The 20101-nt window shown below is 48.5% G+C and carries 20 protein-coding genes; 6 read left to right on the top strand and 14 right to left on the bottom strand.

Going from position 1 to position 20101, the window contains the following annotated elements:
- Positions 1 to 5: 5 nt before the first annotated feature.
- The 3 genes from KNQ12_RS09250 (at position 6) to KNQ12_RS09240 (ending at position 3180) form a co-directional block, all read left to right on the top strand.
- Complete coding sequence (locus KNQ12_RS09250) at positions 6 to 866, top strand: ABC transporter permease subunit (protein WP_023467647.1); 861 nt, start codon at positions 6 to 8, stop codon at positions 864 to 866.
- Complete coding sequence (locus KNQ12_RS09245; RefSeq protein ID WP_214747717.1) at positions 866 to 1894, top strand: ABC transporter permease subunit; 1029 nt, start codon at positions 866 to 868, stop codon at positions 1892 to 1894. Before KNQ12_RS09250 ends, KNQ12_RS09245 begins: the two co-directional genes overlap by 1 nt.
- Before the next feature lie 113 nt (positions 1895 to 2007).
- Positions 2008 to 3180, top strand: a complete 1173-nt coding sequence (locus KNQ12_RS09240; RefSeq protein ID WP_214747714.1) for an MFS transporter — start codon at positions 2008 to 2010, stop codon at positions 3178 to 3180.
- Between the two features lie 52 nt (positions 3181 to 3232).
- On the opposite strand, the gene KNQ12_RS09235 is transcribed toward KNQ12_RS09240, so the two are convergent.
- The 5 genes from KNQ12_RS09235 to KNQ12_RS09215 all read right to left on the bottom strand — a co-directional run bounded on the left by KNQ12_RS09235 (position 3233) and on the right by KNQ12_RS09215 (position 10313).
- Complete coding sequence (locus KNQ12_RS09235; RefSeq protein ID WP_214747711.1) at positions 3233 to 4339, bottom strand: MFS transporter; 1107 nt, start codon at positions 4337 to 4339, stop codon at positions 3233 to 3235.
- Positions 4340 to 4487: 148 nt separating this feature from the next.
- Positions 4488 to 7043, bottom strand: a complete 2556-nt coding sequence (locus tag KNQ12_RS09230; RefSeq protein ID WP_214747708.1) for a sensor histidine kinase — start codon at positions 7041 to 7043, stop codon at positions 4488 to 4490.
- Between the two features lie 209 nt (positions 7044 to 7252).
- Complete coding sequence (locus KNQ12_RS09225; protein ID WP_214747705.1) at positions 7253 to 7705, bottom strand: hypothetical protein; 453 nt, start codon at positions 7703 to 7705, stop codon at positions 7253 to 7255.
- 71 nt (positions 7706 to 7776) lie between these two features.
- Positions 7777 to 8196: a hypothetical protein gene (locus tag KNQ12_RS09220; protein ID WP_023467641.1), complete on the bottom strand. Its 420-nt coding sequence runs from the start codon at positions 8194 to 8196 to the stop codon at positions 7777 to 7779.
- Positions 8196 to 10313 carry a DNA topoisomerase III gene (locus tag KNQ12_RS09215; RefSeq protein ID WP_214747702.1) on the bottom strand — a complete coding sequence of 706 codons (2118 nt, stop codon included), beginning with the start codon at positions 10311 to 10313 and terminating at the stop codon, positions 8196 to 8198. Before KNQ12_RS09215 ends, KNQ12_RS09220 begins: the two co-directional genes overlap by 1 nt.
- 44 nt (positions 10314 to 10357) lie before the next feature.
- Here KNQ12_RS09215 and KNQ12_RS09210 point away from each other — a divergent pair, with 44 nt between their 5' ends.
- Positions 10358 to 11254 (top strand): DMT family transporter, encoded by an 897-nt coding sequence (locus KNQ12_RS09210; protein ID WP_023467639.1) that lies wholly within the window; start codon positions 10358 to 10360, stop codon positions 11252 to 11254.
- A gap of 46 nt (positions 11255 to 11300) precedes the next feature.
- Here KNQ12_RS09210 and KNQ12_RS09205 read toward each other — a convergent pair whose 3' ends face one another.
- Positions 11301 to 12761, bottom strand: coding sequence for an MDR family MFS transporter (locus KNQ12_RS09205; RefSeq protein WP_214747699.1), 1461 nt, complete (start codon positions 12759 to 12761; stop codon positions 11301 to 11303).
- 145 nt (positions 12762 to 12906) lie between these two features.
- Between KNQ12_RS09205 and KNQ12_RS09200 the strand changes: the two genes are divergently transcribed.
- On the top strand, positions 12907 to 13722 hold the full coding sequence (locus KNQ12_RS09200; RefSeq protein ID WP_023467637.1) for an SDR family NAD(P)-dependent oxidoreductase: 816 nt from the start codon (positions 12907 to 12909) through the stop codon (positions 13720 to 13722).
- Positions 13723 to 13764: 42 nt separating this feature from the next.
- Here KNQ12_RS09200 and KNQ12_RS09195 read toward each other — a convergent pair whose 3' ends face one another.
- From KNQ12_RS09195 to rnz, 7 genes are read right to left on the bottom strand one after another with little or no spacing between them, the layout of a single operon-like run.
- Positions 13765 to 14136 carry a hypothetical protein gene (locus tag KNQ12_RS09195; protein WP_214747696.1) on the bottom strand — a complete coding sequence of 124 codons (372 nt, stop codon included), beginning with the start codon at positions 14134 to 14136 and terminating at the stop codon, positions 13765 to 13767.
- A gap of 27 nt (positions 14137 to 14163) precedes the next feature.
- The gene (locus KNQ12_RS09190) at positions 14164 to 14727 is read right to left on the bottom strand and encodes an ECF transporter S component (RefSeq protein ID WP_214747691.1); all 564 of its coding nucleotides are present in this window, start codon (positions 14725 to 14727) and stop codon (positions 14164 to 14166) included.
- A complete protein-coding gene (locus KNQ12_RS09185; RefSeq protein WP_251055777.1) occupies positions 14724 to 15677 on the bottom strand; it encodes an ATP-binding cassette domain-containing protein in 954 nt (317 codons plus the stop codon). Before KNQ12_RS09185 ends, KNQ12_RS09190 begins: the two co-directional genes overlap by 4 nt.
- Positions 15613 to 16332 (bottom strand): hypothetical protein, encoded by a 720-nt coding sequence (locus KNQ12_RS09180; protein WP_214747688.1) that lies wholly within the window; start codon positions 16330 to 16332, stop codon positions 15613 to 15615. Before KNQ12_RS09180 ends, KNQ12_RS09185 begins: the two co-directional genes overlap by 65 nt.
- On the bottom strand, positions 16310 to 16714 hold the full coding sequence (locus KNQ12_RS09175; RefSeq protein WP_214747685.1) for a DUF4430 domain-containing protein: 405 nt from the start codon (positions 16712 to 16714) through the stop codon (positions 16310 to 16312). Before KNQ12_RS09175 ends, KNQ12_RS09180 begins: the two co-directional genes overlap by 23 nt.
- A complete protein-coding gene (locus KNQ12_RS09170) occupies positions 16711 to 17607 on the bottom strand; it encodes a hypothetical protein (RefSeq protein WP_214747682.1) in 897 nt (298 codons plus the stop codon). Before KNQ12_RS09170 ends, KNQ12_RS09175 begins: the two co-directional genes overlap by 4 nt.
- 3 nt (positions 17608 to 17610) lie before the next feature.
- Positions 17611 to 18516, bottom strand: coding sequence for a ribonuclease Z (gene rnz / locus KNQ12_RS09165; RefSeq protein ID WP_214747680.1), 906 nt, complete (start codon positions 18514 to 18516; stop codon positions 17611 to 17613).
- A 108-nt stretch (positions 18517 to 18624) separates the two neighbouring features.
- Here rnz and KNQ12_RS09160 point away from each other — a divergent pair, with 108 nt between their 5' ends.
- The gene (locus tag KNQ12_RS09160; RefSeq protein WP_023467629.1) at positions 18625 to 18804 is read left to right on the top strand and encodes a hypothetical protein; all 180 of its coding nucleotides are present in this window, start codon (positions 18625 to 18627) and stop codon (positions 18802 to 18804) included.
- Between the two features lie 62 nt (positions 18805 to 18866).
- Here the strand turns inward: KNQ12_RS09160 and KNQ12_RS09155 are convergent, their stop codons facing one another.
- Positions 18867 to 19991 carry a M20/M25/M40 family metallo-hydrolase gene (locus tag KNQ12_RS09155; RefSeq protein ID WP_214747677.1) on the bottom strand — a complete coding sequence of 375 codons (1125 nt, stop codon included), beginning with the start codon at positions 19989 to 19991 and terminating at the stop codon, positions 18867 to 18869.
- Between the last annotated feature and the right edge of the window lie 110 nt (positions 19992 to 20101).

The following is a 20101-nucleotide window of genomic DNA, read 5'->3' as shown; positions in this document are numbered from 1 at the left end:
GCCTCATGGTGTTTATCGCCCGAAAATCAATTCAGCTTATCGTGGCATTTTTTGTCTTGATTGCGATCAGCGCCCTTCCGGCGCTTGTCGCGCAAATGAAATTCAACCCAGCAAGCTACTGGGAAGGTCTGAAGCAACAATTTGCTCAATTAACGAAACTTGATGAGATTACCTATTTCAACGTAACCGCTCAAAAGGAATTCTTGTTGCTTCCTACCATCAGTCCATTCATTAAAGAGACGTTGATTATCTTTACGACAGCTATGCTGGTCTCCGCTGTGTGTGCGATTTTTTATGCTTATTTGTTTTATCGGAGTGGTCGCAAAACACGCATGATGCTGAAACAAACGACTCGGACGCTTGAGATGGTTCCGGATCTGTTCTGGATCATTCTTTCGCAATTCCTTGTCCTCTATCTGTTTAAAACGACCGGGTATGACAAAATCGAAATTGCGGGATCCTATGCTGAGTACATTCGTTTTTTACCGATTCTTACGCTAACGTTGACAACACTATTCTTCTTCATCAAATGGTTAACGACGCAAGTACTCGAACAGGAAGCTGCTCCTTTCCTTGAACTCGCACGGGCTAAAGGCATTCGTCCTGCCGCTCTTTTCTGGAAACATTTGATTCCGACAATGATCTATCGGTTTTATCTGTTTTTCCGAGCGAACATCATTACGGTCTTATCGAGTCTCGTGATCATTGAATACACGTTCGAAGTGCAAGGTATGTTCCGGTTCGTCTTTTATAATGGACAAATGCCGATTTTGATGGTCATCTTGTTCTTAATCTATCTGCCGATTTTCATCATTGATTTGTTGGCAGAATGGCTTATTCCTAACGCCTGGAAAGGGGGGATTTGATGCGTCGTACTTTGATGCGAGATCCTGTCTTCTGGCTATGTTTATTTTTACTCACTGGTTTACTGCTCCTTAGTTTTGGAAATACGATCTTCCGTGATGGTCAAGTCGATCAAATCTCGAACCGGTATGCTGAAGACGGTACGTTCCTTGCGACGTCACCACTAAAACCGTCAAGTGATCAATGGCTCGGTACAGACCGCTCTGGCTATGACCTCTTTCAATTGATGATTGAAGGATTTAAATGGACAGCCGGTATTTGTATGATTGTTGCGCTCGGTCGAATGTTTCTTTCGCTAGTGATTGCGATTCCGCTAGCTTTTAGAAGTGCTCGCGTCAATCGATACTTAAAACTTATTCTTGATGGATTTTTAGTTTTACCGCTCTCTCTTGTCGCGTTGCTCATTTTGCTTCCATCACTTACGTTCTTTGATTCAACTGATATCCCACCACTTTTTGATCGTGTATCGTTTGAATTGATTGTCTTGATTTTGCTTGGTCTCCCCTCTTTATCGCTTTATCTGATTGCTGAGACCCGCCAGTTACTTAGTCAAGAGTTCATGATTGTCGCACAGACGCTTGGTGGCAGTCCGTGGCATAGGTTCAGACGCCATATTTGGCCACATCTTGTTCCAACGTTGACAATCGTTTTTATGCAACAGTTCATCCAAACGTTGATGTTACTCGTCCACTTATCGCTCTTTGATATTTTCTTTGCAGGAACAGTTAATTTACATGTAGGAACTGCTCCAACGATCTTTGAATGGTCGTCGATGTTTGGCTATTACTACAATCAGTTTTCGGCGACGTCGTGGCTCAACCATATGTTCCTCGTTCCACTAATTGGACTAGCATTAGTCGTCTTTTTCAGCAATCTATTCATGAGTCGACTCGAACGGGCTTTCCGATTCCGCCAGCAACTAAAACCAATCAAGCTATCGGCATCTCGTGCTCAAGACGAAGCTGCCGCGACGTCGATGGTTGATCCCTTTACACCCGTTGCACTGAAATCTCATCACGATTCTGATTGACAATCCATTTTTTTCCTCTTACACTAAAAAAAACACGAAATGAGGGCGTCCAATGTAAGTCATTCTGAATTTTCACTCCTAATTAAATACGTACGATATGGAGGTCATTCAGAATGAACCGGTTTACGCTTTTATTGGTCAGTCAATGGATTGCGAATGCGGGAGATGCGCTCTATATCGTCTCCCTGATCGCGATGATCTATCAAACGACAGGGCAAGCGAGTCTCGCTGCCCTGTTTCCCGTTCTCGTCACAGCAGGCATGACAGGAAGCGGCTTCTTATTCGCCCAAGTCGCTCAACGTGTTCCCCATGCCTCCTTGTTGTTCGGCAGTCAACTCCTCAAGACGATTCTCTTAGGCGTCATCTGGGGGTTTGATCTACCACTGCCGCTCGTCCTCGCGCTCGTTGGGTGTATTGCCTTCTTCGACGGATTTGCTCGTCCGATCGAAAGTGCCTTCATCCCTCGACTGTGTCAGGATGTCCAAAAAGCTAACAGTCTCGTACAAGGTTCGAATCAAGTGATTCAGCTCATCATGTGGCCGCTTGGTGCCATTCTGGTCAGCTGGTTATCGCCGCTTTCCGTCTTGTCCGTCTCGGCTGGTCTGTTTTTAGGTGCGAGTCTCATCAGTTATCTGTTCTATCGAAGCGTCCGCTCTCTACCCGCCCCTTCGATGGAAGGGGAAGACGTTTCCTTCCGGTCGAGTATTCGCTACACGCGAACGCATCCTTTCGCGAAAGCCAACACGTATCTCGTCGGAATCGATGCGTTCGTCAGTACGGCTTGGATTTCTGCTCTGTTCCTCGTCTACATCGATACACATTTCCAGCTATCGGAACGCTGGTGGGGCATTCTAAATGCCTTCTATCTGCTGAGCATGATCGCCGGTAGTTACATGATGTTACGTCGTCGTGGAACGCGTTCGTTGCTTTATCGTAGTATCGGCTTTTCGATTGTTGCGACCTTCTTGTTTGCTTTCGCTCCAATCGTCACACTTGCCGTGATCGCTTGTCTGATCCAAGGGTTTGCGAGTCAAGTCCGGGCGATTGAGCTGAATACGTTGTTGCAAAAGACGACACCACTCGAACGGTTACCGTATGTCTATAGCGTGCAACAAACCGTTTATGCACTCTGTTTCTGCCTCGGCAGTCTATTGTTCGGATGGCTTGCCGATTTGTTTGCGATCGAGCTTGTCTATGCGCTCGCAGGAGCCCTCTCTTTGTTGATGTGGCAACCGGCTCGCCAGGTATTGGCACGTTCCTCTCAGGAGCAACGACACGTGTCGTAATAAATGACAGTCAAAAGGACAAAGGTCAATGCACCTTTGTCCTTTTTTTGATTCAGTTCTGACGCGTTCGCGTCACACTATACAACAGAAGCAATATAAGTGAGACGAGACCGAGCGCAGCATAGGTCATCTGAAGCGAGAAGACACGTTCGACGAAGACGAATAGCGTACCGGTTCCAAGCACAGCTAAACGTTCAATGACTGAGATCAGCGACGTAAACGTTGCGCGTCCATTTGTCGGCGCAACATCTTGGATGACAGTGGTCACATAAGGCTCAGCCCAGCCATAGCACAAGTACAGCATACCGAGTAAACCGATACTGACGAGCGGAGAGGCAACCGACAATCCGGCAAGACACACGATATAGATCATCGCCCATCCGACGGGCGATCGGAACCGAGATAAGGACGCACCAATCGCCTGCATGATTTGGAATAACACGAAGACGAATCCGAAATGGACCATCGGTATCGTTTGATCCCGTAGATAGAGTTGCCAAAACTCATCAACGAAATCAATCGTCGCCCCGTATAACAAGACAAGACAAAGAATTCGGACGTAGACGCGTCGAAACGAAAAACCGTTTAGCAATGTCTTCAACGAACTCGTCTCTCCGTCTTGTTCTCGCGATGCTTCCTTTAAGAAAAACGTCAGGAGTACTGTTCCGAGCAAAACCCACCAAGACACGTGATAGTGCCAGATCAAGTCTACCGATCGCACGGCGTAACTCCCGACGAGTGCCGCAAGTCCAGACGTCAACAAACCACCGATTGAAATCACTCGCCAGACCGTCTCGAATCGCTCTTCTCTCCTATGCATGCGCAATGTTTCATAGACGTGGGCTTCAAGCGCTCCACTAAGTGCTGCGCTACCAATGCCAGCAAGGGCCATCGCCAAGAGGAAAGCAGGTAATGAGTAGGCTTCAAGCAACACCGTAAACGATAACCACTCACATACGAAACCAGCCAGAATGAACGGCTTTCTACCCCACCGGTCGGATAACAAACCGAACGGGATCTCACCAATCAACATGACCCAAGCAAAGACGATTTCTGCGATGACGACGTCGGCAATACTCATTCCTCGGTCTTCCCAGTAAAAACGTTCAATCACATATGCTGGAATGAACGAACTACTGGCTTCAATCAGGATCCACAAAATGAGTGATCGTCGGACTTAACATGGCCACCTGCTTCGCCGCATCTCCTCACTTCCTTTCTGTTTGATAGTAATCCGTTCCCGTTTTGCAAAGGAAACCAACAAAAAAACGCCCTTTGATTGAAAAAATCAAAGAACGCTTTTGACATTAACAGTCCTCTGCCGATTCTGTGACCGGTACGACGGACTGGACGATCGGTAGTTCGACGATGAACGCTGAACCGACACCCTCCGTTGATTCGACATGAATCATTCCTTCATGCGAACGAACGATTTCCTGACAAATCGCAAGACCAAGACCGGTACCGCCGATTTTTCGACTATCCGAGTTATCAACACGGTAGAACTTACTGAACAGTTGTGGTAACGCATGACGCGGAATGCCGATTCCCTCATCTTCGATCTTCAGCTGGACACGATCTTCGACTTGACGCATCGTGATCGTGATTTGACCACCATCCGGTGAATACTTGATTGCATTGTTGATCAGGTTCGTGAACAGCTGACGCATTTTTTGTTCGTCAGCATGAATCCGCCCCGTCGTCGTTTCTTCAAAATCAAGGACTAGCTCGTGATCTTTTGCCGAAGCGGTATGGAACTCGACCGTTTCCTGAATGACTTTCGTCAGATCAAGCGGTTTAAAGTCATACTGTTGCTGACTCGATTCCATGCGCTGGACATCGAGGAAGTCGTTGACGAGGTTCGTCAACCGTTCGGTTTCTGCATGAATCGTCTCGAGATACCGTTGACGTTTTGATTCCTGGACGTCGCGCGCGAGCATCAATTCCGTATAGCCGTAAATCGAGGCAAGCGGTGTCCGCAACTCATGCGATACGGTCGAGACGAATTCCGATTTCATCCGGTCGATCGCCGTCTCTGCCGTCACGTCACGTAAGACGAGCATCGTACCGCGGAAACAACCACCGTAATGGATTTCCTCTGCATATAACGTGACGAATCGCTCTTCCTTGTTTAAGGACAATGCCAAGCTCTCCGTCGGAATTTCCTGACTGCAGACATGATCCATGTAGGTTAAGAACGCCTCATGTTGATCAACCTGTACTGCCAACTCTTCGATTTTGACGTCGAGCGTCATCAATCCTTCTTCCGCCACTTGATCGTGCGCCGGATGATGGAATAAAGCGAGCAATGGTTTATTAGCAAAAATCGTTTCTCCTTCGATATAGATGACCGCTTCCCGAATCGAATGGAGAAGTTTTGACGTCTTTTCCCGTTCTCGTTCGACTTCTTCGAAGACGCGCATCCGGAGCAAGGAGAGTGCCAATTGACGGGAGAACGACCAGATTTCGTTCGTCTGCTCTTCCGTAAAGGCATCCCGGTAACGAACGAGATAAATGCTTGCAATCATCGTGTTCGTCGCTGGATCCATCACCGGTACGACGATTTCGTACATCGTGTACGGATATGGGAGCGGATGATGACTCGCGACTTGTTTCGTCGAGCGAACAGCTCGCTTGTTTTGACGTGTGCGTTCGAGTAATGACGTCGAAGCATGTAATAACTGGTGCTCCTGAGCTGCCGTCATTCCGTAAGAGACGAGATCCGTATAGCGGTCTTGCTCTAAGAAGACGATTGCTCCGAGCTCCGCATCGGTAATCGTGATCAATTTTTCGATGATCGCTGGATACGCCGTCAACGTTTCACGAGACGCGAGTGTCTCGGTCAACTCATTGCGATAACGCAAATGCGTCTCGTTACGCAACGTGATGTCGAGTGCTTCTTCGAGCTCTTCCTGTTGCGATTGAAGCTCTTCTTGCTGGGCAATTAATTCTTCCTGTTGACTTTGTAGTTCGTCGTTACTTGCGACGAGTTGATGTTTTTGCCCGGAAATGGCGGCTGCCATCTGGTTGAACGTCGTCGTCAATTCACCAATCTCATCTTGACGATTCGTGATGACGATTGGTGTCGCATCCTCACCTTTAGCGAGTCGTCCACTTTCCCGGTTCAACTGACGCAACTGACGCGTCAAGCGGCGGACGAATGGTCGGACGAAAACGAGAGTAATCAATAAGAGGATTGCGATATTGACTGCTCCGAGAATTTGCGACGAGTTGACTTGTTTACCAAGCCGCTCTTGCGCTGCCATCTCTTGATCGTTTAAGGAATTACGATATTTTGTGAAGACCGTCTCCATATCAACGATACTTGAACTCATATCAGCCGCACTCTTCGTCTTGATGTTAAACTTCCGCTGTGGATCGAGTGGTTTTGATTTTGTGACCTTTCCAAGCGTCGGCATCTTCAAGAACGGTTCCGTCACTTTGCCGTCTTTTTTCGCCGCGACATAATTGACGAGGCTCGGCATGACGCGTTGGGTATACGCTGTATAGAGTTCCCGTGCGTCCGTTGCATACTGCCGTTCTTCTTTGAAGCGTGCATTGCGCTCGAACCATGTCGTTTGTTGATTGATGCCATTTTTCTTTGCTTCGATTTCTTTTAACATCTCTTCGTCACCAAGCAAGACGAAGCCACGCATCTCGTACTGCATGCTTTGCCATGATTCGTACAAATCCGTCGCCCGTGTCCGATGTTCGTTTAACATCTTTAACTCTTGGCGTGATTCATCCACCTGTTGTTTCGTATATAGGTAGACACCACCTGTCGTTAGCAGCAGTGTCAGAAAAATCACATAAAACGCAGACATGATTTGCCGTCCAATCGTTCGATTCAGCCATGTTTTCATTAAAGGAATTCAACTCCTTTCCCTTTATCTTTCTCCAGCAATAAAGGTATTCCCGTCCATTCATTGTAAACTTTTTTCAACCGATACACAGCATTCTGCTCAAAAAGATTTCAATTTCATACAACTTTAATCTAAATCGTTGTATATGACAATTAGATGTCACGATTCGATCGTTTTCAACAAAAAAAGAGCCCCTCAGGACCCTTTTTTTAATGATGATGGTGATGGCTATGGCTATGGCTCCGGACCGGCTGTTCATCCGCTAAATGATCCGCATCCAAAATACCGAGCCGTAAGTACTGAGCGATGACTTGTTTTTTCGTCGTTTCGGAAATTTGATCCGTTCCTTGGACGAGCCTTAAGATGCCAGTCGCAATCCGAAACGGTTCGAGATTCGTCTTTTCGACCGGAAAACTTGTCAACGTTTCTAAGTAAGCGACGTAATTCAGTGCATCCGATTCATCCGGACTGACGAGACGCGCCGCATGCTCGCGCAGTTGTTGCGTCAATGAATTCGTTGAGATTCCCTTTGAGGCTGCAGAGATGACTCCAAACAGAATGAACCCGATGATGAGAACAAAAAATCCGACCATGAAAATCGGCATGCCCGAGAAGAAGCCATCGCCTCCCAGTTCGCTTTCCATGAATGCTACTGTGAACATAGTGAACCCTCCAAATGAATAGAATGATGACGATCACTTATCCTACGTCATCCTCTTCAAGGAAGTTTCACTTAGTTAGGTAGTTTTTGCAAATCAGCTTGGAACCAGTCTTCAACGAAGAAGCGTTCCGTCTCCGTCTCGATTTGATATGAATACAACACTTCGAAGTCGCCCTCCGTCAGCATCGGTAACGTCAATTCGCGTACGAGTTGGCGTAATTCTTCCGTCAGCTCAGCTTCGTAGCGGATGAATCCATCTTCCCGGTGCTCGACTTCCGTCAAGTACGGAAGTAGGATGTGTTTTCCGAATGATTGTGGATCATCGATCACTTCCGCAGTCACACCAAACAGTTCTTCTGCTTCTTCGACCAGTCCTTCTGCCGACTGTACCTCAATGTGGTCCGGAAACCAGACCGTCAAGCGGCGCCCTTCTTGTAACAGTCGTTCAAAGACAGGACGAAACGTTTGATTTTGAATCAGTTCGTATTGCATCAGTCTTCCCCTTTCGTGAATTCGAATTTTAATTGATCGCGTTCGAGATAGAGCATCGCCTTAAACTGGCGCGCATTTTTTTTCATCTCGAGTGGCTTTGTTTTTTGACCCGCTAGTACTTTTTTGACTTCCGTTTGCGTCAGTCGGGCACCAAGGATCGTTTTCGGTAACGTAAAACCACAGTTGTTCTTTTGATAGCCACTGCAGCCATAGAACTTCCCACGATCAAGCACTGCTGATTGACACAGCGGGCACGGACCGACCGGACGATTCGTTGCCCCCCGCGGGGACTTGCTTTTGACTTGTGTCGGATCAACGGTGAGTTGTTCTATTCGTTGTTTGGCATCGACGACGAGATGCTCCGACAATTTTTTCGCCTGTTCAATGAACTGGGCAGCCGACGCTTCCCCTTTACCGATTTGCTCAAGACGGCTCTCCCACTTCGCTGTCATCTCTGGCGAAGCAAGAATGCTTCCCGTCACGGCATCGATCAAGATCCGACCTTTTGGCGTCGGATGAATCTCTTTTTTGACGAGTTTGATGTATTCCCGCCGTTTTAGTCCGTCGATGATCCCGGCACGGGTCGCTTCCGTCCCAAGTCCCTCGACTTCCTTCATGATCGCTTGCAGCTCATCTTCGAGTAATTTACCGGCTGTTTTCATACCGAGGATGAGCGTCCCTTCCGTATAGCGTTTCGGCGGCTCCGTTTGTTTCTCAAGCAGACGACAGCCTTTGATCGGCATCTCTTGTCCTTGTTCGACGGCTGGTAACTCGACTTCCTTTGACTCGATTTGTAAGACCTGTTTAAAGCCCGGATCAATCGTCCGACTGCCGCGCGTCAAAAAACGGTCCATCTCACGCGTCGTCACGATTTCCGTCTTCTCCGAGACGGCGTCCGGTGCAAAGGCAGCAAGAAAACGGCGAACGATTAAGTCGTAGACTTGCGCATCTCGTCCGGAGAGCTTCGCGACGGCACCCGCTTCTTCTGTTGGAATGATCGCATAGTGATCGCTGACCTTTGCCGGATTGACGTAGCGCTTATCGTTAACCGGATTGTTCGTCAGGACATCCTTGATTGGACTATATTCCGCTTGCTTCAGTAACCGATCAAGAATGACCGGGAACTGTCCTGCCTCCTCTTTCGTCACGAAGGAAGAGTCCGTTCGCGGATAACTGATCCAACCACGGATATAGAGTTTTTGCGCGATATCGAGCGTCTCTTTTGCACCGAGACCAAACCGTCGGCTCGCTTCTGTTTGTAAGAGCGATAAACTGAACCAAAACGGTGGTCGTTCCGTCTGCCGCTTTTTCTCGATTGATGCGACGACTCCGGTTCCTTTCGTCCGATTCACGATCGCTTGTGCCTGATCCCGGTCACTCAGCTTCGTCTGTTTCTTCGCATTGATGTATTTTCCTTTGTATCGCGTAAAATCCGCCTCGACTTCGTAGTACGTCTCTGGTCGGAAGTTCTCGATCTGTTTTTCCCGTTCGACGATCAGTGCGAGCGTCGGTGTCTGGACCCGTCCGAGGGAAAAGACGTCGGCGATGCCCTTCTTCTTCAGTAACGTCGTATACGCACGGGACGCATTCATCCCGATCAACCAATCGGCGCAAGCGCGACTCATCGCCTCGTGAAAAATGTTCTCCGTTTCCTTACCATCGAGCAGGTTCGCAAAACCATGGTCAACGGCTTGAGGCGTCAAACTCGAAATCCAGAGTCGTTGCAACGGTTTTGCGTTGTTCGCGAGACGTAAGATCAATCGGACGATTGCCTCTCCCTCTCGCTCGGCATCCGATGCTATAATGATGGAAGTCGTCGTCCGCTCATTCAATAATTTCTTGATGACCTGGTATGGTTTACTCTTGCCTTTTGCCAGTCGGTAATCAAATCGTTCCGGGATGATCGGCAGATGATCGTAGTTCCATCGTTTCCATTTGGCGTCATAATGCGCTGGCTCCTGCAGTTCACATAAGTGTCCGACCGCATAAGCGAGTTTTGCTCCTTGCGGAAACCGGTCACATGGTTTGATTTCAATGTAGCCGTCCCGCTTCACCGATGGATACGGAGCTGCCAGTTTTTCCGCTTGTTTTGGTTTTTCAGCAATGATCAATTGCACACGCTTCACCCTCATTTCCTTACTTCAGACATGTGGAGGTACCCATGCCCTATTTTACGTTATTCATGGCTTTATTCTTTATTTCAACATCGGCAATCTTCGTCAAGTGGGCGGAGACACCGATCGAGGCTGTCGCCTTTTACCGCATGTTGTTCTCGACCTTGTTGTTGCTCCCGCTCATTCGATTGAAGGAACTGTTGCAACTCAGTTCGTCAACGATCCGGCATATGCTATTAAGTGGCATTTTGCTCGCCGGGCATTTTTGGCTGTGGTTCCTCTCTCTTGATTATACGACAGTTGCGAGCTCAACGCTCTTCGTGACCGCGAGTCCGATTTTTGTTCTGGCCGGTAACGCGTTATTCTTCAAACAACACCCGTCGCGCAAAGCACTCCTGTTCGTCGCTGTCGCCTTATTTGGTGGCGGTCTCGTCGCTTATGGAGATATCGCTGTCGGCATGCGCGCCTTGATCGGGGACGGTCTTGCCTTGCTCGCAACGATTTTAGTCGCTGGTTACTGGTTGCTCGGTCAACACGTCCGCACAAGCGTCTCGACGAACCTCTATTCGTTCGGTGTCTACGCTGTCGCGTCGCTCGTCTTACTTTTGTTATCATTGATTCAATCAACGAATCTCGTTGCTGCGTTCCAACAGGATTGGTGGCTGTATATTCTTCTCGCCGTCTTCCCGACGTTACTCGGTCACAATTTATTCAACTGGGCGCTCGCTCGTGTCAGTGCCAGCATCGTCAGCATCACGATTCTTGGTGAAGCGGTCTGGGGGATGATTTTCGGATATTATCTGTTTGACGAGAAGTTGACGTGGATTCAAATCACTGGTGCTGCCTTACTGTTGATCGGCATCGGATTGTTCCTCCGACGCAATGAACGCGATATTCGCGAACAACTCGCCCAGCGTGAGAGTGCCACTAGTCAATCTTCTTAATGACAAAAGCGAACTAGGATGATCACCATCCTGGTTCGCTTTTTCATTACGATCGTGGATCGTCAGGTCGAACTTTCGGTAAACGCCATGTCATCGCAAACGCGAGAATGGCACAAAGAACGCCACCGATGAAGACGTAACGTAATCCATGTGATAACGCGATTTCTGCCGCATACTGCACATCCTGTCCGAACGTTTTTGCCGTACTCGATTGGAAGAATGGATCAATCGCGTACCCTGAGAGCGTGTCCGACGCTGAAAACGAACGAAGGATGGATAGGTTGAAAATCGTACCGAAGATCGCAACACCGAGCGTCTGTCCCGTCGTACTCAAGAACGAGTTGACGGCCGTCGCTGAGCCACGAAGTGACCAATCGACGGAAGTCTGCAGGACGACCATGAAGACGGGTTGTGAGAGACCAAAACCAATTCCGATCAGCGAAACGGCAAGATAGATGAAAACATCACTTGATTCGCGCGTGATCAACGATAAAATCACTGTACCGACGATCAGCAGTCCCATTCCTGTCATCGTCCGATACCGGGGTGAGGCGGCACCAATCGTCCGTCCACCGATAATGGCGGTCAGCGTCCAAAAAAGCGACAGTGGCATCAACATGAAACCAGCTTCGGTCGGACTCTTGCCGAGTACCCCTTGGGCAAAAATCGGAATATATGCCGACATCGAGACGAGTACCCAGGCGGAAAAGAAGACCGCTAAGTTGATCACGAGAATGACCGGATGGCGAATGACTGCTGGTGGCAAGAGTGGATCGCTCGCCTTTTTCTCGACCCGATAAAACGTGAACAATAATACGAAACTAATGAAAAAGCTCGCTAGAATGATCGGCCGCAAGAACGTCTCCGACTCACTGCCCGACAATAAACCGTACAGAAACGCACTCATCCCGAGCGCAAACAATAAGGCACCCCGGTAATCGATTTTCCGCTCCGTTTCCCTGACCGTCTCTTTGTAGTAAACGACGATCATGAAAAACGACAATAAGGCAAACGGTACGTTTAGTAAGAAAATATACCGCCACGAAAGCGATTCGACGAGGAATCCACCGACGAGTGGTCCAGCGACACCCGAAATCCCCCACACGGCACTGAGCACTCCTTGGATTTTCCCTCGTTCCTCATATGTATACAAATCACCGATGATCGTCATCGCGATCGGTAATACAGCTCCTGCCCCGATACCTTGGATGGCACGGAAAACGATCAACATCTCCATCGATTGAGCGAGTCCACAGGCTAACGAAGCGACGGTGAAGACGCCGATCCCGAATAACAGAACCCGTTTTCGACCATATAAATCTGCCATCTTTCCGTAAATCGGTGTTGATACCGCCATGAACAATAAGAACCCGGCAAAGATCCAACTGACTAATTTCGCCCCGTTCAATTCACTCGCCATGACAGGTGTTGCTGTTGCAACGATCGTCCCCTCGATCGCGGCTAAAAACGTCGCGAGCAACAAGGCGACGGTTACTTTTTTCCTCATCTGTTCCACTTCCCCTCTACTGTTCTATCATACTGGTTGGACCAGTGATAAGAAAAGTAAATGCTTACGAAACAGGATTCGCGGGAACGGTATGGAATGGTATACACTAGACTCAGATTCACGATTTCGAATGGAGGAATGTCCTATGTTACGAAAAACGGCACTGATTACCGGTGCATCGGGTGGAATCGGACTGGATCTCGCTGTCCTCGCGGCGCGAGATGGCTTCGATTGTGTACTCGTTGCCCGCAATGAGAAGAAATTGAAGGAGCTTCAACAGGTCCTTGAAAAACGCTATCAGATCAAAGTCTATGTATTCGCTGCTGATTTATCACTAAGCGACAGCGTTGATCGTCTCGTGCAATACTTAGAGGAACAAGAATTGACAGTCGATCTATTGTTCAATAACGCCGGCTTCGCCACGTCAGGACGCTTTGCGGAAATCGATCCAACAGAAGACATTAACTCGATCCAGGTCAACGTCGTCGCCTTGACGGATTTGACGAAACGTCTCTTACCAGGAATGGTTGAACGTGGCTTTGGACGCATCCTGAATGTTGCGTCGGTCGCTGCCTTCATGCCAGGACCTTACATGAGTGTCTACTACGCAACGAAAGCCTATGTCCTGTCGTTCTCGGAAGCACTTGCGACAGAAGTCGACGGCTCGGGTGTCAGTGTGACTTGTCTCTGCCCGGGACCGACCGATACGAACTTCTTCGATCGGGCGAACATCACGCTACCATTCAAGAGTATGCCGTCACACCTCGTCGCATTCGCCGGGTACCGTGGCATGCTCAAAGGACGCCGCGTCGTCGTTCCAGGTGCTAGCAACCGCGCCATGGTTTCCTTATCTCGTCTCTTGCCACGCCGTCTCCTGACAGAAGTGACCGGTCGCATTCAAGACCCTGCTCGCCAACAAGAATCCTCGACAGAAGAAGAACTCCTGTACGCGAATTCATGAAAAAACGGAAGGACCAGATAGCTGGTTCTTCCGTTTTTGTATTTATACCTCGTGATGACGAAAACGCCGCGTCGCATAACGTTTGACGCGATCAAAGGTCGTCGTATAGCGATACAGATAACGAATGACGAGCGCACCCGTGATCGAGACGATGTAGCCCGTCGATAAGACGAGTAACCAGGAGACAATCGCGAGGAACCATGAACTCTCGAATCGTAAATGTTGCCAAAGTAATCCTTCTGATGAGGTAATGAGCATGGCGCTTGGGAAGATGGCGGCAGCAAGTAAGTAACAAGCAGCATAACGTCCTCTAATCGTACCTTTCATCAACAGAATACTTCCAAACACTAAGCCGACACTCGAGACGATGAGCAACATGACGACATAAGCAAGCGAAATCGACGATCCCAGCATATGCCTTCCCTCCTGTTCGGTATGTTACTATTCTGTACCCCTCTTTTCATCGAATGAATGCATAATTCGTAAAAAAATCGGAAACAATATCCAAATGAATATCGCGTTACTGAATCCGTGAAGCATATCAAACGTTCCCCCGGCTACAAGCAGTGTCAAAAAAGCTTGCCACGAGAATCCGGTCAATACCAAGAACCCGAGATTGCTCACCCATCCATATAAGAAACCAGCGAGAAATCCATACCCAGTCAATACGATCCGGTAACGAAGAAACGGAACGAATCCTAGACTGGCAATTGTTGCATACGCCAGCGCCTGAAAGAGGACGAACGGACCGCTTCCGAGAAACAAACTCGTTAACACGACGACAAGCATCCCAGAAATGGCTCCGACGATCGGATGGATGAAGACGGATACTAACAAGATAAGTGCCGTTGCCGGCTGGACATTCGGCAAACTGGAGAACAACAATCGTCCGACGATTGCCGCTGCCGTGATGATGGCGATGAACCGTAATCGTTGATCCGTCATCTGAAGTCTCTCGAACATGACTAAAAACAGACAAACGATTAGAACCGTTGCGACGATCATACGAACAACCGACTTTCTTGTAAAAAATGCTTCGTCGGTCCATCGAAAGCAACCTCTCCGTGCACGAGATAAATGACCCGTTGTGCTGCCCGAATGAGAACTGGATCATGCGTCGCCATGACGATCAGATTCGTCGGATTCTGCTTCCACGATGCGACAAAAGCCATTCGTGCGCTGTCATCAAGTCCAGCCGTCGGTTCATCAAAGTAATAGCTGTCTTTACTCCAATCGATACCGTCCAAGAGACGTTTTTTTTGCATCGTAAAACTACCGCTTCGATCGTCTAATGGCGCAAGCATCGGATGCGCTGGTACATAATGCGTCTCCCCCGACCGCCGGACTTTTCCGTATAGCGGTCGCTCGACACCAAGCGCGAGCCGTAGTAACGTCGACTTCCCACTACCATTCGCACCGACGATCGCAATGCGTTCACCTTGGTGAAACGACAATTTTTCTGTCACGAGTGCATAGCGTGTCTGTAACGGATAACGGTGTTGGACGTTTTCGATCCGATTCAGGATACGACCTGTCAGTTCAGTGGCGCGACTCGTGATGGACAAATCGGATTGTATCGTCATCGAGCAATGAATCTGACAACCAAACCGTCGTTCGATTTCTTCAAGCAATCCCATTAATCGCTTTCGCCTGACATGATCAAGAAAGAGAAACGGTTCCGACAAGAACAGGGTATTTGGTGACGAAGACAACGCATGACCGAGACCGACGAGCTGTTGTTCTCCGGAAGAGAGCTCACTGGACTCCGCTTCAAAAAAAGCTTCTAGCCCAAGCAAGGTCGCGAGTTCTCCTGCCCGAAACAAGGAACCCGTCGCCAGAAGATCTCGGACACGTCCATGAAGCAACCGCTCGGGTGTCAAGACCGATTGATCATGTTCGCCCGCCTGTTGACGTAGTCGCTCTTCGCGATCGGTGTCGGTATACATGATAGGCATCCCGGATTCCCCCTTTTGTAAATAATAGCGCTATAGGCAAAATCATCGCCGGAATGATTGCCCATGGTGTCAGACAAAGAGCCAATCCTGTCGCAAGCAATAAGCCTATCTGAACATCACGTCGCGTGATCGGTCTTAAGCGAGACGGCACCGCTTCGATCGGTACGATATGATAGGCGGCCATCCGCTCCAGTCGAACAGCAAGCGACGCATCCGGATGACTCATCTTGACTTCGGGCCAGGTTCGCAAGAAAGATGGAATCAGCGCCAGCACCATACCCGTCAATCGTGTCAGTCGAGGTAAGAAACGAAACAACGGACCCATCTGATCGAGTCGAACCAACGTAAAAATCCATTGACTCGACGTGATGAATAACGTCACTTGGACCGTCGTGTCATAAATCGCTACTGTGTCAATGCTTGCACCATAAAGAAGCGGAACACACATCATGACGGCATAAAGAGCCGGGAGGACCAAATAGCGAAACACAGTCCGTTCTTGAACGAATATGAACAAGAGCAGATGATAGACGACGATCACGGATTGATCATGTGTGAGGACGAACGGGATCGTAATCATTCCGATGAAAAAGAGAGCGACGTTCACTGGGTGAAGTCGCTCCCGTTCTGGTTTACTCAAAATAAGCCATTGCATCTTTTTCAAATCGCCATTCGAGACGATCTCCTTTTTTCAGTTCATAACTTCCGGCACCGACTTCGCCTGGTTTGCCGTTGACCCCGAAGACCCAGCCACTACCTGCTCCAGCTGATTTCTCTCGAATCCCATCGACTGCCGTGACATATGCCATCTCACCTTTACCTGTTTTGACGACATCGAGCGTCGTATCTTCAAGTGCATCCAGTGCTGTATCGTTTTCGTTCAAGCATACGTCTTTATCAAACAACGTCTTATCTTTGACGTGATCCACGACTGATACCTTGACTTCCGCCTCACAAGACGCCGTTTGTTGTTCCTCTTTTGCTTCCGCGCAACCGGCAAGTAACACGATACTTGCAGCAAATAACCATTTTTTCATCGTACGACTCCTTTTCGCCTTGATGTCTCAAAGCTGTAATTATATAACAGAATAGTTTTATCGCGTAAGGATTGACCGTCAGAACGGTAGTAGGTCAGACGGACCGCATTCGCTAAGACATCGTCCCCTGTATTGACGTACGGAATCAGTTTTCCTTCGTCATCAATCAAGAAGACCGTTGCATCCTGCAGACTAAACGTTTCATAGAGCCCATCGAGATCCATCTCGACATAGGGTGTTTTGGAATCATGTAAGATTTCATGAATCGAAAGCTTTCGCAACGTCTCAAACGATTGATTCGCATCAATCAGTTTCTGGTAATACGACGTCAACGATTTTGTCGTCAACTCTTCACGTGGTCGATAGGAAATCGTTCCTGTCAGCTCCTGGTAACTCACATCGTAACGAATGAAGCGTTTCGGCGTTTCAACGAGCATCTCAAACGAGGCGTTCCGGAGATTTCCGCCACGATCGAACATCAACTGACTTTGTTCCATCCGCAGTCCCTCTTCACCGACACGTCGTTCGATTTGAGAAAGGAAGCTGTCGAATGAGTCATCCGTGATCGTCACGCGACCAATCTGTTGTGTTTCTTCCCGCAACATCCCAGCATCAAACGGACCGAGAAAGAGTTGGAACAGGAAGAATAAGAACCCAAAGAGTGCCATGTACCGTTTATAACGCGAGTTCTTTTTCGGGTGCAGAACGATCAGAAAAATGATGATGCCGAGCGGTAACTGAATATCATAGACTGGAAACGACACGGCCCCGAGACACGCATAAAAAATGAACTTCATGTACAAGTATTTTTCTTTTTCCGTCCGACGTTCGAGCAAAAATCCTAATCCGCTAGCAGCCAGTAAAAAGAGTGCCCATAGAATAAGAAAGTCCATCGTCTATCCTTTGACCGGGACGACCCGGTGATCAAACATGAGATGGCTGTTCGCGAATACTTCTCGCGCCTCTTGTTCCAGTACTTCTTCTTGATCGACATAACGAGCGGATACGTGCGTCAATAGAAGCTTTTTCGCTTGTGCCGTTTCTGCAATGACGGCTGCCTGTCGAGCGGTCGAGTGACCGAAGCGTCCCGCATGTTCGACTTCTCGATCGGCAAACGTCGCTTCATGAACTAATACATCAACATCTTGCGCCAGTTCGACCGAGGCCGCGCACGGCATCGTATCGCCAAGAACGGCTAGCTTGACACCCGGTTTTGGCGACTCCAAAAAGTCGGACGATGGATAGACCGTTCCTTCGAATTCGAAGGTTTCTTCCAGTGTGATTCGGCGATAGATCGGACCGGAAGGAACGCCTAGTGCCTTCAGTGCATCCACACGCAAAGCACCCCGCTCTTCTGGTCCTTCTAGTCGGTACCCGAACGCCGGGAAGCGATGTTCAAGCGACCGCGCCGTCACGCGGAATCCGTCCTGTTCATAGGTTTGACCGTCTTCGACTTCAACGATCCGGAGTGGATAGCGTAGATATGTTCCTGTGATGCGTAATGTCGCGTCCATCCATTCTTTGATCCCGGTCGGTCCATAGATCGTTAGCGGTGTCGTTCCTTCTAGCGCTGCTCTTGTACTAATGAATCCTGGTAACCCAAAGATATGATCCCCGTGTAAATGGGTGATGAAGATCGCGTTGACTTTCCGTGGTTTGATCGGACTGTGTAAGATTTGATGTTGTGTCGCCTCTCCACAATCGAACAACCAGGTCATTTTGGGGTGTAACAAGGCAATCGATGTGACGTTTCGTTGTTTCGACGGCATACCGGCTCCTGTCCCTAAAAAATAAAATTCCATCTTTTTCCCCTTTTCGTAAAATTATCATTTTTCATACACAAAATACACCTTTCTTCTGTTGAAGCATGGTAAACTGTACCTATTCAGATTTGGAAGGTGGTTTTTTCCATGACTAAGATTGAACGGACCTATGCCCGCATCGTCCGGGAAGCCCGCAAACTGAACGAGAGTTATCGGCAAAAATACGGAAAGTCGATTCAAATCGATGAAATCGCTTCGACCTTATTATGTACTGAAGAACTCGTTCTAGAGTCTATGGAATATGTTGATCGTCCTCAAGTAGTTTAATCGTACAATGATAAAGAGTGTACCGCAATGTTGCGGTACACTCTTTTTTGTGTTTCATCAGCTTATTTGTTCGTAATGTAATCAACTAGCGTCACGCAAAGTTCCGCTGTTTTGACGAGTTCTTCGATTGGCATCTTCTCATTTGTCGTGTGGATATCTTCATATCCGACCGCCAAGTTGACCGTTGGGATACCAAAACCAGCAATGACGTTGGCATCTGATCCGCCACCAGAATGTAAGAGGCGTGGCGTGCGTCCGAGTTGTGTGATCGCTGCTTTCGCGACTTCGACAACTTGATCTCCATCCTCGAACTTGAAGCCCGGGTACATGACTTTGACTTCGACTTCAGCACGACCACCAAGCTCTGCTGCTGCTTCTTCGAACGCCGTTTTCATCTTCTCTGTCTGTGCCTCCATCTTCGGAGCGACGAGTGACCGTGCTTCCGCGAAGATTTCTACATAATCACAAACGATGTTCGTTGATGGACCACCACCGCTGAACCGTCCGATGTTCGCTGTCGTCTCTTCATCAATCCGACCGAGCGGCATTTTCGCGATCGCTTTCGAAGCAATCGTAATCGCCGAGACACCTTTTTCCGGTGCTACACCAGCGTGAGCTGTTTTCCCGAAAATCTTCGCATTGACTTTTGCTTGTGTTGGGGCAGCCGTGATGATGTCTCCGACTTTTCCATCTGAATCGAGTGCAAAACCGTAATCGGCATCGATTTTTGATGGGTCAAGCACCATCGCACCGACGAGCCCAGATTCTTCACCGACTGTGATGACGAACTGAATTTTTCCGTGCGGTTGTTTCGTTTCATTCAATACATGCACGAGTTCGATCAGAGATGCGAGACCTGTTTTATCATCTGCCCCAAGAATCGTTGTGCCGTCCGTCTTGACGTAACCGTCCTCGATGATTGGTTTAATACCTTGCCCCGGGAATACCGTATCCATATGGGAAGTGAAATAAATTTTATCGACACCTTCTTTTGTTGCCGGAAGCGTGACGATTAAATTGTTTCCTTTATGTTCCGTCTTGGACGAAGCGTCATCCTCGAACACCTCACATCCGAGATCCTCGAACGTTTTTTTCAGGTGAGCACAAATCCGTGCCTCCTCTTTTGATTCCGAATCGATCTGGACAAGTTCTAAAAACGTATCTAATACGCGTTGTTCATTGACCATGACTAAACCCTCCTCTTAATGTTTCAATCCATTAGCGCTTTTTTAGTATACCATCCCCATCGTCATTTGCACTTCTGAAAGGTTGTTTGTACAATGGCATTAATCAGTTG

The sequence above is a fragment of the Exiguobacterium sp. s11 genome, from assembly GCF_018619015.1.
Taxonomy (GTDB): Bacteria; Bacillota; Bacilli; order Exiguobacteriales; family Exiguobacteriaceae; genus Exiguobacterium_A; species Exiguobacterium_A indicum.
The sequence above is the reverse complement of the archived record's forward strand: the minus strand, read 5'-3'. Positions and strand labels throughout refer to the sequence as shown.

Coding starts and splice junctions, on each gene's coding strand:
- KNQ12_RS09250 (WP_023467647.1), top strand. CDS start 6: ATGGTGTTTATCGCCCGAAAATCAATTCAGCTTATCGTGGCATTTTTT.
- KNQ12_RS09245 (WP_214747717.1), top strand. CDS start 866: ATGCGTCGTACTTTGATGCGAGATCCTGTCTTCTGGCTATGTTTATTT.
- KNQ12_RS09240 (WP_214747714.1), top strand. CDS start 2,008: ATGAACCGGTTTACGCTTTTATTGGTCAGTCAATGGATTGCGAATGCG.
- KNQ12_RS09230 (WP_214747708.1), bottom strand. CDS start 7,043: ATGAAAACATGGCTGAATCGAACGATTGGACGGCAAATCATGTCTGCG.
- KNQ12_RS09225 (WP_214747705.1), bottom strand. CDS start 7,705: ATGTTCACAGTAGCATTCATGGAAAGCGAACTGGGAGGCGATGGCTTC.
- KNQ12_RS09220 (WP_023467641.1), bottom strand. CDS start 8,196: ATGCAATACGAACTGATTCAAAATCAAACGTTTCGTCCTGTCTTTGAA.
- KNQ12_RS09210 (WP_023467639.1), top strand. CDS start 10,358: ATGCCCTATTTTACGTTATTCATGGCTTTATTCTTTATTTCAACATCG.
- KNQ12_RS09205 (WP_214747699.1), bottom strand. CDS start 12,761: ATGAGGAAAAAAGTAACCGTCGCCTTGTTGCTCGCGACGTTTTTAGCC.
- KNQ12_RS09200 (WP_023467637.1), top strand. CDS start 12,907: ATGTTACGAAAAACGGCACTGATTACCGGTGCATCGGGTGGAATCGGA.
- KNQ12_RS09195 (WP_214747696.1), bottom strand. CDS start 14,136: ATGCTGGGATCGTCGATTTCGCTTGCTTATGTCGTCATGTTGCTCATC.
- KNQ12_RS09190 (WP_214747691.1), bottom strand. CDS start 14,727: ATGATCGTCGCAACGGTTCTAATCGTTTGTCTGTTTTTAGTCATGTTC.
- KNQ12_RS09185 (WP_251055777.1), bottom strand. CDS start 15,677: ATGCCTATCATGTATACCGACACCGATCGCGAAGAGCGACTACGTCAA.
- KNQ12_RS09180 (WP_214747688.1), bottom strand. CDS start 16,332: ATGCAATGGCTTATTTTGAGTAAACCAGAACGGGAGCGACTTCACCCA.
- KNQ12_RS09175 (WP_214747685.1), bottom strand. CDS start 16,714: ATGAAAAAATGGTTATTTGCTGCAAGTATCGTGTTACTTGCCGGTTGC.
- KNQ12_RS09170 (WP_214747682.1), bottom strand. CDS start 17,607: ATGGACTTTCTTATTCTATGGGCACTCTTTTTACTGGCTGCTAGCGGA.
- rnz (WP_214747680.1), bottom strand. CDS start 18,516: ATGGAATTTTATTTTTTAGGGACAGGAGCCGGTATGCCGTCGAAACAA.
- KNQ12_RS09160 (WP_023467629.1), top strand. CDS start 18,625: ATGACTAAGATTGAACGGACCTATGCCCGCATCGTCCGGGAAGCCCGC.
- KNQ12_RS09155 (WP_214747677.1), bottom strand. CDS start 19,991: ATGGTCAATGAACAACGCGTATTAGATACGTTTTTAGAACTTGTCCAG.